This window comes from Brevibacterium sp. SMBL_HHYL_HB1 (assembly GCF_018208375.1).
Classification (GTDB): Bacteria; Actinomycetota; Actinomycetes; order Actinomycetales; family Brevibacteriaceae; genus Brevibacterium; species Brevibacterium intestinavium.
In genome coordinates, this window is the sequence record NZ_CP062936.1 from 1,616,619 (window position 1) to 1,629,551 (window position 12,933).

General features: G+C 66.4%; 14 protein-coding genes. 2 read left to right on the forward strand and 12 right to left on the reverse strand.

The window, feature by feature from the left end:
* Nucleotides 1–14 precede the first annotated feature (14 nt).
* Nucleotides 15–1,154: a glycosyltransferase family 1 protein gene (locus IG171_RS07495; protein WP_212131065.1), complete on the forward strand. Its 1,140-nt coding sequence runs from the start codon at nucleotides 15–17 to the stop codon at nucleotides 1,152–1,154.
* Between the two features lie 80 nt (nucleotides 1,155–1,234).
* Here IG171_RS07495 and IG171_RS07500 read toward each other — a convergent pair whose 3' ends face one another.
* The 12 genes from IG171_RS07500 to IG171_RS07555 all read right to left on the reverse strand — a co-directional run bounded on the left by IG171_RS07500 (nucleotide 1,235) and on the right by IG171_RS07555 (nucleotide 11,457).
* Nucleotides 1,235–1,831 (reverse strand): histidine phosphatase family protein, encoded by a 597-nt coding sequence (locus tag IG171_RS07500; protein ID WP_212131067.1) that lies wholly within the window; start codon nucleotides 1,829–1,831, stop codon nucleotides 1,235–1,237.
* Nucleotides 1,828–2,199 carry a ribosome silencing factor gene (gene rsfS / locus IG171_RS07505; protein ID WP_249204176.1) on the reverse strand — a complete coding sequence of 124 codons (372 nt, stop codon included), beginning with the start codon at nucleotides 2,197–2,199 and terminating at the stop codon, nucleotides 1,828–1,830. The genes IG171_RS07500 and rsfS overlap by 4 nt, the downstream gene beginning before the upstream one ends.
* Nucleotides 2,200–2,236: 37 nt before the next feature.
* Nucleotides 2,237–3,697 carry a hypothetical protein gene (locus tag IG171_RS07510; protein WP_212131071.1) on the reverse strand — a complete coding sequence of 487 codons (1,461 nt, stop codon included), beginning with the start codon at nucleotides 3,695–3,697 and terminating at the stop codon, nucleotides 2,237–2,239.
* The gene (gene nadD, locus IG171_RS07515; protein WP_249204177.1) at nucleotides 3,690–4,265 is read right to left on the reverse strand and encodes a nicotinate-nucleotide adenylyltransferase; all 576 of its coding nucleotides are present in this window, start codon (nucleotides 4,263–4,265) and stop codon (nucleotides 3,690–3,692) included. The genes IG171_RS07510 and nadD overlap by 8 nt, the downstream gene beginning before the upstream one ends.
* Before the next feature lie 31 nt (nucleotides 4,266–4,296).
* Nucleotides 4,297–4,455 carry a hypothetical protein gene (locus IG171_RS07520; protein WP_212131075.1) on the reverse strand — a complete coding sequence of 53 codons (159 nt, stop codon included), beginning with the start codon at nucleotides 4,453–4,455 and terminating at the stop codon, nucleotides 4,297–4,299.
* Nucleotides 4,456–4,579: 124 nt separating this feature from the next.
* Complete coding sequence (locus IG171_RS07525; RefSeq protein WP_212131076.1) at nucleotides 4,580–5,869, reverse strand: glutamate-5-semialdehyde dehydrogenase; 1,290 nt, start codon at nucleotides 5,867–5,869, stop codon at nucleotides 4,580–4,582.
* A 3-nt stretch (nucleotides 5,870–5,872) separates the two neighbouring features.
* Nucleotides 5,873–7,039 (reverse strand): glutamate 5-kinase, encoded by a 1,167-nt coding sequence (gene proB / locus IG171_RS07530; protein ID WP_212131078.1) that lies wholly within the window; start codon nucleotides 7,037–7,039, stop codon nucleotides 5,873–5,875.
* Complete coding sequence (gene obgE / locus IG171_RS07535; RefSeq protein ID WP_212131080.1) at nucleotides 7,036–8,604, reverse strand: GTPase ObgE; 1,569 nt, start codon at nucleotides 8,602–8,604, stop codon at nucleotides 7,036–7,038. Before obgE ends, proB begins: the two co-directional genes overlap by 4 nt.
* Before the next feature lie 99 nt (nucleotides 8,605–8,703).
* Entirely contained in the window at nucleotides 8,704–8,955 is a 252-nt protein-coding gene (rpmA, locus tag IG171_RS07540; RefSeq protein ID WP_212131082.1) for a 50S ribosomal protein L27, read from the reverse strand.
* A gap of 15 nt (nucleotides 8,956–8,970) precedes the next feature.
* Complete coding sequence (gene rplU, locus IG171_RS07545; RefSeq protein ID WP_212131587.1) at nucleotides 8,971–9,279, reverse strand: 50S ribosomal protein L21; 309 nt, start codon at nucleotides 9,277–9,279, stop codon at nucleotides 8,971–8,973.
* A gap of 235 nt (nucleotides 9,280–9,514) precedes the next feature.
* A complete protein-coding gene (locus tag IG171_RS07550; RefSeq protein WP_212131084.1) occupies nucleotides 9,515–9,832 on the reverse strand; it encodes a chorismate mutase in 318 nt (105 codons plus the stop codon).
* A gap of 95 nt (nucleotides 9,833–9,927) precedes the next feature.
* Entirely contained in the window at nucleotides 9,928–11,457 is a 1,530-nt protein-coding gene (locus tag IG171_RS07555; RefSeq protein ID WP_212131086.1) for an alanine/glycine:cation symporter family protein, read from the reverse strand.
* A gap of 142 nt (nucleotides 11,458–11,599) precedes the next feature.
* Between IG171_RS07555 and IG171_RS07560 the strand changes: the two genes are divergently transcribed.
* The gene (locus IG171_RS07560) at nucleotides 11,600–12,895 is read left to right on the forward strand and encodes an SPFH domain-containing protein (protein ID WP_249204179.1); all 1,296 of its coding nucleotides are present in this window, start codon (nucleotides 11,600–11,602) and stop codon (nucleotides 12,893–12,895) included.
* Nucleotides 12,896–12,933: the final 38 nt, after the last annotated feature.

Sequence of the window (12,933 nt, forward strand, 5' to 3'; positions counted from 1 at the left end):
CGACTCGGAGTTCCATGAGCAAAAGCACATTGAGGCCCCGGCCGGCACGGACGCTGTCGGTCTTCTTCGACGCGCGATTCACCCGCACGAAGCACCATGACGGCATCTCCCGCTACGGCTCGTGCCTGCTCGCCGCACTGCTCACGGCGGTCGAGGGCACGGAGATCGACGTCACCGCGATCATCAGCGACGAGGCCCAGCTGGATCTGCTGCCCGAGTGCCGGTGGGTCAAGCTCAACGATCCCACCTCGCCTGCCGAGGTGGCCATCGCCGCCAAGCTCAATGCCCTGGGCGCCGACGTCGTGTTCTCGACGATGCAGACGATGGGATCGGCGGGACGGCGCTACGGCCTCATCCTCACCATCCACGACCTCATCTACTACTCGCATCCGCAGCCGCCGGGCGACCTGCCGCTGCCCATCCGCCTGCTCTGGCGGGCCTACCACCTGAGCTATCTGCCCCAGCGGCTGCTGCTCAACCGGGCCGATGCGGTGGCAGCGGTGTCGGAGACGACGAGGGATCTCATCGTCTCGCACCGACTCACCACCCGGCCGGTGCACGTGGTCTCGAACGCCGCCGAGGTCACCGCCTCGGCGACGCGCACCGTGAATCGTCACGAGGCGAAGACGCTCATCTACATGGGAGCGTTCCTGCCGTACAAGAACGTCGAGTCCCTCATCCGGGCCCTTGAGCACCTGCCGGGGTGGACGCTGCACATCGCCAGTCGGATCGATGGCCGACGGGAGGCGCAGCTGCGGGCCCTGATCCCCGACCGGGCCACGGTCGTGTTCCATCGCGGGATCAGCGACGCGGACTATGCGCAGCTGCTGGACGAGGCCACGGCTCTGGTCACGGCTTCGAAGGAGGAGGGCTTCGGTCTGCCGGTGATCGAGGCTATGGCGCAGGGAGTGCCAGTGGCCGTGTCGGACATTCCCATCTTCAGGGAGATCGCGGCCGAGGCGGCGATGTACTTCGATCCCGATGATCCGCAATCGATCGCCGAGGCGATCACCGCGCTCACGGACGAGACGATCTGGGCACGGCAGTCCGCGGCCGGGCGGACGCAGTCACAGGTCTTCGACTGGTCCCGATCGGCACAGGCGCTCATCGATCTGATTCGCACCGTCGATGAGCGCCGAGGCTCCGGCACCTGAAGCCTCGTCGGCGCCCGAGCCGGGCCGGGGCTTTGCCCGCGGTCGGGATCGCGGCATCGAACCGCAGCCCGCCGATGCTCTCAGCGCTGCTTCCCACTCCAGCTGCTGAGCACCCAACCGTTGCCGGTGTAGCGGAACTCGCCGTATCCGCAGTTGCCGAGCACGCCGATGCGACCGGCGCCGCCCAATTCGAGAAGGATTTCGGCGGCACCGCGCAGCACGGCCCCGTGGGCGACGATCACGATCGTCTCGGCGGACGAGGATTCGACGATGTCGGTGATCGCGGAGGCGACTCGACGGCCCGACTGCGACCGCGACTCGCCTCCCGGAGGGGCGACGTCGACGCCGGAGGCCCAGTCGGCCAGTTCCGCGGGCCAGGTCGCGGCCACCTCGGCGCGGGTGGACCCCTCCCACTCACCGAACGCGGACTCTCGCAGCCGCTCGTCGCGGACCGGTTCGAGACCGGCCAGTCGCGCCAGGCTGTCGGCGGTCTCAGCGGCGCGGGACAGATCCGAGGACACGATGAGACCGGGTTCGAAAACGACGAGTCGACGCGCGGCGTCCTCGGCTTGGGACCGGCCGGTGTCGTTCAGGGGCACATCGGACTGTCCCTGGAAGCGGCCCTCGACGTTGAAGTCGGTCTGACCGTGGCGCCAGAACAGAACCGTCTTCGTCATCGCTGCTCGTTCGGCAGCTGCAGGTCGATGACCGGCACGTCCTTCCACAGCCGCTCGAGAGCATAGTATTCGCGCTGTTCGGTGGAGAAGACATGGACGACGATCTCGCCGAAGTCGAGCAGCACCCAGTCGCTTCCCCGCCCCTCGCGGCGCAGAGGTGTGCGGTCGTGTCCGCGCTGGACGGCCTCCTCGACGGCGTCGATGATCGAGTCGATCTGCCGTTCGTTGTCGGCGGAGACGATGAGGAAGGCGTCGGTGATGTAGAGCGTGGAGCTCACATCGAGGCCGACGATGTCGGTGCCGAGCTTCTCGTCCGCGGCCTTCGCGGCGGTCCTCAGCAGTTGGGTTGATTCGACGATCTCGCTCACAAGATCCTTTCGCATGGATGCGGCTGTCAAGAGGGTGTCACAGGAACATGACGAGGGCGATGACGATGAGTGCCAGGGCGAAGAACGCGGCGACGCCGAGGATGATATAGGGCATCTTCGAGGGCTCCTCGCCCATGAGGATCTGCCCGTCCTGTCCGGTCACGGAGCTGGCGCGGATCCGCGATCCCGGTGGGTTCTCGGTCTCCTCGTCCTCGTAGTCGGGGTTGGGCAGGGGCCAGGCCTCCGGCACCGCGTCCATGGGACGGGTCTCCGGGTTCGCCGCCAGTGCGCGTGCCGCATCGTCGGAGCCGGCTTCGGCCGACGGGGCCTTCGCTTCTGCGGACTCCGCTGCCCGGCCCGAGTCCCTGGCAGTGTCCGAGCCATCGGCGTGCGAGGGTCCCTCCTGTGAGGCGGAGTCTCGGTCCTCTTGTGCGTTCGCCTCGGAGCCCTGGGCCGAGGCTGCGGTGACGACTCGCACCCCGGCCGTCGAGGGCGGCTGGACGATCGGCATCCGACGCGAACGTGAGCTCGCCTCGGCGTCGTCGTCGGTCGGCCCCTCGACTTGCGGTGTTCCGCTGTCGGTGCCGGCGGGGCTCGGACCTGTCTCGGCAGGGCTCGAGCCGGTACCAGCCGCCTTCGCATCGGTGGCGGCAGCGTCCGGATCGGTCCCAATCGCCTTGGAATCGGTGCCGACCGCGTTCGGATCGGACTCAGCAGCGCTCGAGGCGGCCTCGGAGGCGCTCGTGGCCTCCTCGGCGGATTCGGAGGCAGGCGTCTGTGCGGACGTGTCCGCGGCCGAGCGGTCCTGCGCTTCCTCTTGCTCGAGTTCCGAGTACGGCATCGACAGGGCGTCGTAGGGTTCGTCGTCGAACGCCGTCGGACGCGGAGCCGATTCGGCCGTGACCGGGGCCTCGAAGTCGCGTGCAGCGACTTCGTCGGAGTCCCCTCCGAACCCGGCGGCATCATAGGATTCGTGTTCGTCCTCCGACTGCGCGGTCTCCGCAGTTTCGGTCACAGGTCCGGTCAGGCGTCCCTCGGCCGCGGCCCGACGTTCGGCCAGCTCTTCCTCATCGGCGACGACCGGGATCGCACCGGTGGACAGGTCACCGTTGAATGACAGTCCGTGCTCGCGCAGATACCGTTTCCTCTCCGCACGCGACTCGAAGTGCGGCAGCGGGCTCCGCTGCCGGTCGAGACGGTCCTCGGCATGGACGGGAGGCCGTGTTTCGAGAGGGTGGTCCGAGGCCAGTGCACCGCGTTCGTGGGTGGTCCGCGGTGAAGGATCGGGGTCGATGCGGGAGTCGGAGTCCGCACCGTCGGCGGCGGGGCCGGGCGCGGCATCGGGCTTCCTCGGCGGTCGCGGGCTGAGCAGATCTGCGCGGGAGCTCTGCGCCTCATCGGACTGGCCAGGAACCTCTCGTGCCTCGAATGCCTGTTCCGCCGCCAGCCGTTCGGCTTCCCGCCGGGCCCGACGTGACGTGAACTGCTCCTCAGCCATTCTCACTCCTGTACAACTCGTACTTCGCGATGTACTGCACGACTCCGTCCGGCACGAGGTACCAGACGGGCGCACCATCCATCACCCGTTGTCTGCAATCCGTGGACGATATCGCCAGTGCCGGAATCTGCACGAGACTCAACCGGTCGACCGGCAGCCCATCACCATGGAGTTCGTGCCCCGGCCGGCTGACCCCGACGAAGTGCGCCAAGGAAAACAGCTCATCCACATTCTTCCACGTCAGGATCTGAGCCAAAGCGTCCGCGCCGGTGATGAAGAACAACTCCGTGTCCGAACCGTAGCTTCGAGCCAGATCGCGCAGCGTGTCGATGGTGTAGGTGGGCCCGGGCCGGTCGACATCGACGCGTGAGACGGTGAAGCGCGGGTTCGATGCCGTGGCGATGACGGTCATCAGATACCGATGCTCTGGACTCGTGACCTCGTCGACGTCCTTCTGGTACGGCCGTCCGGTGGGGACGAAAACCACCTCGTCGAGGTCGAAGGTCGCTTGGACCTCGCTGGCCGCGACGAGGTGGCCGTGGTGGATGGGGTCGAAGGTGCCGCCCATGACACCGACTCTGCGTCTGTGGTCTGCCATATCAGTGGCGGTGCGAAATGCCCTTCCACGACCGAGTCACAATGCCCATCGTGAGGAAGATCGCCAGGGTGATGAGTCCGTACCAGATCGGATCCATCGGCAGCTCGGTGTGGGCTGCATGCTCCGCACCCTCGGCGGCGGCCATGATGGCTGCGTTCACGTCATAACTCCTTCTGCTTACCGACGACGCTGTTGGCCCGCGTCGTTCTCATTGCCTTCTCAGTTTCTCATGAACGTCCCGGGATTCCGGCATCGACATGATTCGATCCCTGCTCGAGTGCCCTTCAGGAACGGATCTGGCCGTTGCCCATCATCACCCACTTGGTCGTCGTCAGCTGCTCGAGGCCCATCGGCCCGCGGGCGTGCAGCTTCTGAGTCGAGATCCCGACCTCCGCACCGAAGCCGAGCTCTCCCCCGTCGGTGAAACGGGTGGAGACGTTCACACCCACGGCCGCGGCATCGATGGCGGCGACGAAGGTGTCGGCGTTGTCGAGGTCCTTGGTCACGATCACCTCGGTGTGGCCGGAGCTGTAGGCGCGGATGTGATCGATGGCCTCTTCGATCCCCGAGACGAGTTTGATCGCGATCTCGAGGCCGAGGTACTCCTTGGCCCAGTCCCGTCGCGAGACGCGCTTGATCTTCATCGACGCCGGGGCGTGTGCCGAGACGTCGGAGTCGGCGTGGACGACGACACCGGCCTGATCGAGCCGGTCGAGGATCTTCGGCAGCACGCGCTTGGCGGCCTTCTCATGGACGAGCAGGGTCTCAAGGGAATTGCACACGCTGGGGCGATGGGTCTTCGAATTGAGCACGAGATCGACGGCGGTCTTCACCGTCGCCGTCGAGTCGACGAACATGTGCACATTGCCCACACCGGTCTCGATCACCGGCACGATCGACTCCTGCACGACCATGTTGATCAGTTCGGCGCCGCCTCGGGGAATGAGCAGATCGACGAAGTCGCGGGCGTGCATGAGCACATTGGCCCCGTCGCGACCGTACTGGTCGATTCCGTTGACCGTATCGGCCGGCAGACCGACCGATTCGACGGCCGAGCGCAGGACGGAGATGAGCTCGGCGTTCGAGTTCTGCGCGGCCGATCCTCCTCGCAGCACCGTCGCGTTGCCCGCTTTGAGGGCGAGCACGGCGATGTCGACGGTGACGTTCGGCCGGGCTTCGTAGATCGCACCGATCACGCCCATGGGCACACGGGTCTGGCTGAGCCGGATGCCGTTGGGCAGGGTCCGGCCGACGACGACGTTGCCGACGGGATCGGCGAGGTCGACGATCGCTTCGACCGAATCGGCGATCGCGGCGATGCGATCGGCATCCAGGCGCAGGCGGTCGAGCAGCGCTTCGCTCATCCCGCTCTCCGTGCCGGCGGCGATGTCGGCGTCATTGGCTTTGACGATGCGGTCGGTGCCCGTGCGCAGCGCCTCGGCGATGGCGACCAGTGCCGCGTTCTTCTCCGCAGTCGAGGCCGTGGCCAACAGGCTCGATGCCGCCTTCGCGCTGCGCGCGATCCGGGTCACGCCGCGGACTGTCTTCGGGTGGATCTCGGATGATGCTGTCATGGGCTATCTCCTCCCGTTTCTCTGTGTGAGAACGAGATCGTTCCGATGGATGACCTCTTTACGGTAATCATTTCCCAAACGGGTGCCAAGTTCCTCCGTCGTGGCCCCGAACATCGTCGGCAGCTCGTCCGAGGAGAAGTTCGTCATCCCGCGGGCGATGACCTCACCGTCGAGGTTGCGGATCTCGACCGGGTCACCGGCCTCGAAGTCACCGTCGGCGCCGGTCACGCCCGCCGCCAGCAGGGACGTTCCCCGTGAGAGCACCGCCTGTTCGGCTCCGCGGTCGATGGTGATCGAACCGAAGGTCCGTGCCAGGTGGCGCAGCCACAGCAGTCGGGTGCCGCGACGGCGATGGGTGACGGAGAAATAGGTGCCGACCTGCTTGCCTGCCAGTGCCGCCGCGGCCCGATGCGCAGAGGTCAGCACGGCCGGGATGCCGGAGTCGGCGACCATGATCGCCGCGTCGACCTTCGTCGCCATTCCCCCGGTGCCCGTCCCGGCGAGGCCGACGCCGCCGATGGCGATACCGTCGAGATCGCCGAGGCCGCACACCCGGTCGATGAGTTCGGATCCGGGCCGGTCCGGAGGCCCCGAGTAGAGGGCGTCGACGTCGGAGAGGAGGACGAGCGCATCGGCGTGGGCCAGATGCGCCACAAGAGCGGCCAGACGGTCGTTGTCGCCGAAGCGGATCTCCTCGGTTGCGACGGCGTCGTTCTCGTTGACGATGGGCAGGGTGCCCAGGGCCAGGAGTTTGTCGATGGCGCGTTGGGCGTTCTTGTACTGGGTCCGCCGGATCAGATCGTCGGCGGTCAGCAGCACCTGCCCGGGCACGAGGTCGTAGCGTCCCAGAGCACGCGTGTAGGCGGCCATCAGCAGTCCCTGACCGACCCCGGCGGCCGCCTGCTGCGTGGCCAGGTCGCGTGGCCGCTTCCTCAGACCCATCGGGTCGAGACCCGCCGCGATGGCACCCGAGGACACGAGGATCACCTCGTGGCCGGCGGCCCGATGCGCACCGATGACATCGGTGAGTGCGATGAGCTTGGCCTCATCGAGACCGCCGTCGAGGCTGGTCAGCGATGAGGATCCGACCTTGACGACGACGCGACGGGCGGCGGCGATGTCTTCGCGCAGGGGCAGGGTCGCCGCGTGCGTATCAGCTGCGGCGTTCACTCCTCCTCGGTCCCCGAGGCCGGATCGGATGCCTGCTCCCTGACCGACGGGCTCTCGCGGCGTGCCCGCTCGGCCAGCCGCTCCTGCTCGAACTCGGCTCGCACCGCGGCCTTCGCGTCCATCCGTTCGTGGTAGGCGGCCTTGCGCTCCCTGCGGGTCGCGCGGGCTTCCTCTTCCAGGCGGGCGTCGGTGCCGCGGGAGCCGAGGAGTTCGGCGCCGCCGACCGTTGTCGGGTCCCAGTCGAAGACCACTCCATCGTCGCCGCCGACGACGATCGCATCGCCCGGTTTGGCTCCGGCCTTGAACAGGGCGTCCTCGACTCCGAGCCTTTCGAGCCGGTCGGCCAGATAGCCGACGGCTTCGTCGTTGCCGAAGTCCGTCTGCTGCACCCACCGGCGGGGTTTGTCTCCGAGCACCCGGAACAGCGGCCCGTCGGAATCGTGTTCGGCGCGGATCTCGAAGCCCCGATCGTCGACGGCCTTCGGGCGGATGACCACCCGCTGCGGGGTCGCTACGATCTGCTCGCGGCGTTCGCGCTCGGCCAGCACGAGTTCGGCCATGGCGAAGGACAGTTCGCGCAGTCCGGCATGGCTGACGGCCGAGATCTCGAAGACACGGTATCCAGCGGCCTCGAGATCGGGTCGGACGATATCGGCCAAGTCCCGGCCGTCGGGGATGTCGACCTTGTTGAGCGCCACGAGCTTCGGACGTTCGGACAGCGGCAGCAGTCCGCTGCCGTCATCGAGGTCGACGGCATAGGCGGCGAGTTCGGTTTCGATGATCGTCAGGTCGGTAACAGGGTCTCGGTTCGGCTCCCAGGTGGCCATGTCGATGACGTGGACGAGACCGGCGCAGCGTTCGACGTGACGCAGGAACTCCAGACCGAGCCCCTTGCCGTCGGAGGCTCCGGGGATGAGACCGGGAACGTCGGCGACGGTGTAGCGCGTGTCTCCTGCCTGGACCACGCCGAGGTTGGGCGCGAGCGTGGTGAAGGGATAGTCGGCGATCTTCGGCTTCGCCGCTGACAGCGCTGCGATGAGGCTGGACTTGCCGGCCGAGGGATAGCCGACCAGAGCGATGTCGGCGATCGTCTTGAGTTCGAGCACGAGGCTGAGGCTCTCGCCGGGTTCGCCCAGCAGGGCGAAGCCGGGAGCCTTGCGCTTCGTCGAGGCCAGGGCGGCGTTGCCGAGTCCCCCGCGGCCACCTGCGGCAGCGGTGAATTCGGTGCCCTCGTCGACGAGATCGGCGATGATGTCGCCATCGGTGCTCTTGACCACCGTGCCCTCGGGCACGGCGATGACGAGGTTCTTCCCGTCGGCACCGTGGCGCAGATCGCCCTTGCCGATCCCCCCGCCGTCGGCGCGCAGGTGCGGACGGTGGTGCAGCGGCAGCAGTGTGGTCGTCTGTCGGTCGACGCGGAAGACGATGTTGCCGCCGTTGCCTCCGTCGGCACCGTCGGGGCCGCCGAGCGGTTTGAACTTCTCGCGCCTGATCGAGGCGCACCCGTTCCCACCGTCGCCGGCGGCGAGGTGAACGGTGACACGATCTACGAACTCGGTGGCCATAATGTCCTTATATCAGATGAAGGGTGAGTCGCGTGACTCACCCTTCACAGTCCCCTGACGGGGAGAAATCCTATTGGAATCGATCGGATCCTGAGCGGATCAGGCTCCGACGATGTTGACGATCCTGCGCCCCTTGCGGGTGCCGAACTCCACGGCGCCGGCAGTCAGAGCGAAGAGGGTGTCGTCTCCTCCACGGCCGACGTTGGCTCCGGGATGGAACTTGGTTCCGCGCTGGCGGACGAGGATCTCGCCGGCCTTGACGGACTGGCCGCCGAAGCGCTTGACGCCGAGGTACTGCGGGTTTGAGTCGCGACCGTTGCGGGTCGAGCTGACTCCCTTTTTGCTTGCCATGTGAGAAGTCTCCTCTTACTTGATGCTCGTGATCTTCAGACGGGTGAGGTCCTGGCGGTGGCCCTGACGCTTCTTGTACCCCGTCTTGTTCTTGTACTTCTGGATCACAATCTTGGGGCCGCGGAGCTCGCCTGCGACTTCGGCGCTGACCGAGACCTTCGACAGTGCCTCGGCATCGGTCGTGACCGTCTCACCGTCGACAAGAAGCACGGCATCGAGTTCGACGCTGTCTCCAGCCTTCGCCTTCATTCGGTTGACTGTGATGATGTCGCCGACGCTCACCTTTTCCTGGTGGCCTCCGGCGCGGACGATGGCATAGACCATGGTCGAACCCTCTTTCTGCATATTCACGATCGAACGGCGGTTGTCCCTTGGCTGCCGACGAAGTCACCTTCGAGGCCGCCCATTGAGAGGAATCACCAGCCGTGGTGCGTCACGCGCACCGACGCTCAATTCTAGTCTTATCAGCGTGAGATCGGCAAACCCGCAGGGCGGATGCCCACCACCCCGCACTCGACTGTGAGTCATCTCTCAGCCCGGCCGGGAGGCCGAGGAGGTCTCAGTCCTCCCGCGCTTCGGCGATGCGCTCGTGACGGCGGATCACCTCGGCGACGATGAAGGCGAGGAACTTCTCGGCGAATTCGGGGTCGAGGTGCGAGTCCTCGGCGAGAATCCGCAGGCGGGCGACCTGTCGGGCCTCGCGCGATTCATCGGCCGGCGGCAGCCCGTGTTCGGCCTTGAGCTCGCCGACCCGTTCGGTGAGTTTGAACCGCTCGGCCAGGAGGTGGACGAGGGAGGCGTCGATGTTGTCGATGCTGTCGCGCAGCTCGATCAGTCTCTTCTGGGCGGGTGTCTTTCCGTCTCTGTTGTGCTCCACGGCACCAGTCTAACGATGAGCGGACACGGCAGTGCGCCGCGTCTCACGGATCGCGGCGCACTGCGTCTGCTCCTTCGGCAGAGGTCTCGGATGCCTCAGCCGAGTGCGTCGACCGGAACGGCGTCCTTCGTCTCGGGATCGCCCAGCGTGCCGGCCCTGCGGTCGGCCAGGTACTTCTTCATCTCCTTCTTGACCACCGGCATCAGCAGATAGAGGCCGAGGATGTTGATGAACGCGCACATGAACAGCGCGGCATCGGCGAATTCGACGACCTTGGAGAAGGTGGCCACGCAGCCGATGACGACGAAGACGCACACGAGCGTGCGGAAGACGGTGACGCTGGCCTTGGCGTTTCCGAACAGGAAGCTCCAGGCCTGCTCACCGTAGTAGGCCCAGGTGATCAGCGTCGAGAAGGCGAAGAGTGCCACGGCGATCGCCAGCAGCGCCGGGTACCAGGAGGCGACAGTTGAGAAGGCGTCCGAGGCCAGGGCCACTCCCCCGATCTCACCGGCGCCGAGGTCCTCACGGTACGAGGCCTGGTTGGCGACGATGATCGTCAGAGCCGTCATGGTGCAGACGATGACGGTGTCGATGAAGGGCTCGAGCAGGGCGACGAAGCCCTCGGAGATCGGGCGGCGGGTCTTGACCGCCGAGTGGGCGATCGGCGCCGAACCGATACCGGCCTCGTTGGAGAACGCCGAACGCTGAAAGCCGATGATCATGACACCGATGACGCCGCCGGCGATGCCCTGCGGGTTGAACGCGCCGGAGAAGATCTCGCCGACGGCGTGGGGGATGTTCGAGTAGTTGAGCCCGAGGACGAGCAGGCAGGAGACGACGTAGAAGATCGCCATGCCGGGAACCAGTTTGTCGGTGACCTTCGCGATGGAGCGGATGCCGCCGAGGATGACGAGCGCGACGAGGACGGCGAAGACGATTCCGAAGATGAGTGAGGCGAAGGGGCCGGCCAGGATGCCGTCGTCGCCGCCGGTGGCGGTGCGCACCTGGGCGAAGGTCTGGTTGGCCTGGAACATTCCGCCGCCGACGACGCCGAAGATGAGGATCGCGATGGCGAACAGTCCCGTCAGCGTCGTGGCGACGGGTCTGCTGAAGCGTCGGAAGGCGACGGGCAGATATTTGAAGGGTCCGCCGTGGACGACTCCGTTCTCGTCGATCTCACGGTACTTCGCGCCGAGGGTGCATTCGACGAACTTCGTGCACATGCCCAGCAGGCCGGCCACGATCATCCAGAATGTCGCGCCCGGACCGCCGAGGGCGATGGCGACGCCGACACCGGCGATGTTGCCGAGTCCGACGGTTCCCGACAGGGCCGAGGCCAGGGCCTGGAAGTGGGTGACCTCCCCCGGGTCGTCCTTCGTGGAGAACTTCCCGCGGATGATCTCGATCGACAGCTTGGCGGCACGGGCCTGGATGAAGCCGAAGTAGATGGTGAAGACCAGTGCGGCGAAGATCAGCCACACGACAACGAACGGGAAGGACGCTCCCCCGATGGTGATCGGGAAGAAGATGATGTTGCCGAACCATGTTGCGATCGGGTCGAACCAGGAGTTGATGGCATCGTCGACCGGGGACACCGGCTCTGCATGGAGTTGAATGCTGTTCATGGTTTGAAAAGATCCCTGAGACGCAGATCACATTCAAGGCTTCCGCCCGTTGAGACGAGTTCAGTTATGAAACCGTTACCCAACCCGCTCGAACGGAGTCGATGTGAGATTCGCGTCTCATTCTGTGGCCTAGACTGGAGACATGACTGAGAACCCACAGCAGCATGATCGGCGTCCGAATCAGCCCCCTGTTCGCGGCCCTGTCCCGACCGGCGATCCGATGCCCCACTACCAGGACGGTCACACTCACCCGGCCGCGTATCCGGGAGCCGAACCGGTGACCAACCCCAACGGTCACTACGGATCACAGGGTTCCCAGGCCGGCTCCTCCGGTTCTCCCGAATCCCCTGTCGCCTACGGTCCGCCGGGAGGCGCCCAGGCCAATACGGGGGCTCCGCAGACGCACGGAGGCGTCTCCGGCCCGAGCTCCCCGATGCCGCACAACACCGCCCGGGGTCGGCATTCGGCCTCACCGTCTCCCGCCCCGGCACCGGACCCCGGCGGTCGGCGGCCGGCACGCATCGTCTCCCCTGAAGGCGAGCGGGTGCGGGAGCGCTCCGCCGGCGGCGTATCCGGATATTTCGCGATCGCCGGAGCCATCGTCCTGCTCCTGTTGGCCGCGCTGCTCGGGATCATCGGTCTGATCATGACCATCGCGGCGACGGCGATCGGGATCGTCCTCATCGTTCTCGGCGTGCTGTGCTTCATCGCCTCGATGTTCCTCTTCAAGGGCTGCACCTCGGTGGCGCCCGGACATGCTGTCGTCCTCCAGCTGTACGGGAAGTACGTCGGCACCGTCCGGCAGTCGGGGCTGCGGTTCGTCAACCCGTTCTACACGAAGGATCAGGTCTCCACCCGCATCCGCAACCATGAGACCTCGACGCTGAAAGTCAACGACCTCGACGGCAACCCGATCGAGATCGGCGCCGTCGTCGTCTGGCAGGTCAGGGACACCGCACAGGCGATGTTCGAAGTCGACGACTTCGAGGAGTTCGTGGCCATCCAGGCCGAGACCGCCGTCAGGCACATCGCGAATTCCTATGCCTACGACTCCTCCGACCCGCATCGGATGTCCCTGCGCGACAATGCCGATGAGATCACGTCGAAGCTCTCCGACGAAGTGGCCGCCCGGGTCACGGCCGCCGGTGTGACGATCATCGAATCCCGCATCACGCAGTTGGCCTACGCCCCGGAGATCGCCCGTGCCATGCTCCAGCGGCAGCAGGCGACCGCCGTCGTCGCCGCTCGCCAGCTCATCGTCGAGGGCGCCGTGGGCATGGTCGAGACGGCGATCGAGGAGATCGAGGGGCGTGGGATCGTTCGGCTCGGTCAGGCCGAACGCAGCGATCTCGTGTCGAACCTCATGATCGTCCTCTGCGGTGATCAGGCGGCGCAGCCGACGATCAGCACGACGCGCAATCAGCAAGCGGAGGATTGACGCGCAGGACGGGGAGGCCGGCCGTCGACGGATCGTCG

Bases quoted from the DNA above. Each gene is read 5' to 3' on its own strand.
- IG171_RS07495 (WP_212131065.1), top strand. From the start codon at position 15: ATGAGCAAAAGCACATTGAGGCCCCGGCCGGCACGGACGCTGTCGGTC.
- IG171_RS07500 (WP_212131067.1), bottom strand. From the start codon at position 1,831: ATGACGAAGACGGTTCTGTTCTGGCGCCACGGTCAGACCGACTTCAAC.
- IG171_RS07510 (WP_212131071.1), bottom strand. From the start codon at position 3,697: ATGGCTGAGGAGCAGTTCACGTCACGTCGGGCCCGGCGGGAAGCCGAA.
- nadD (WP_249204177.1), bottom strand. From the start codon at position 4,265: ATGGGCGGCACCTTCGACCCCATCCACCACGGCCACCTCGTCGCGGCC.
- IG171_RS07525 (WP_212131076.1), bottom strand. From the start codon at position 5,869: ATGACAGCATCATCCGAGATCCACCCGAAGACAGTCCGCGGCGTGACC.
- obgE (WP_212131080.1), bottom strand. From the start codon at position 8,604: ATGGCCACCGAGTTCGTAGATCGTGTCACCGTTCACCTCGCCGCCGGC.
- rpmA (WP_212131082.1), bottom strand. From the start codon at position 8,955: ATGGCAAGCAAAAAGGGAGTCAGCTCGACCCGCAACGGTCGCGACTCA.
- rplU (WP_212131587.1), bottom strand. From the start codon at position 9,279: ATGGTCTATGCCATCGTCCGCGCCGGAGGCCACCAGGAAAAGGTGAGC.
- IG171_RS07555 (WP_212131086.1), bottom strand. From the start codon at position 11,457: ATGAACAGCATTCAACTCCATGCAGAGCCGGTGTCCCCGGTCGACGAT.
- IG171_RS07560 (WP_249204179.1), top strand. From the start codon at position 11,600: ATGACTGAGAACCCACAGCAGCATGATCGGCGTCCGAATCAGCCCCCT.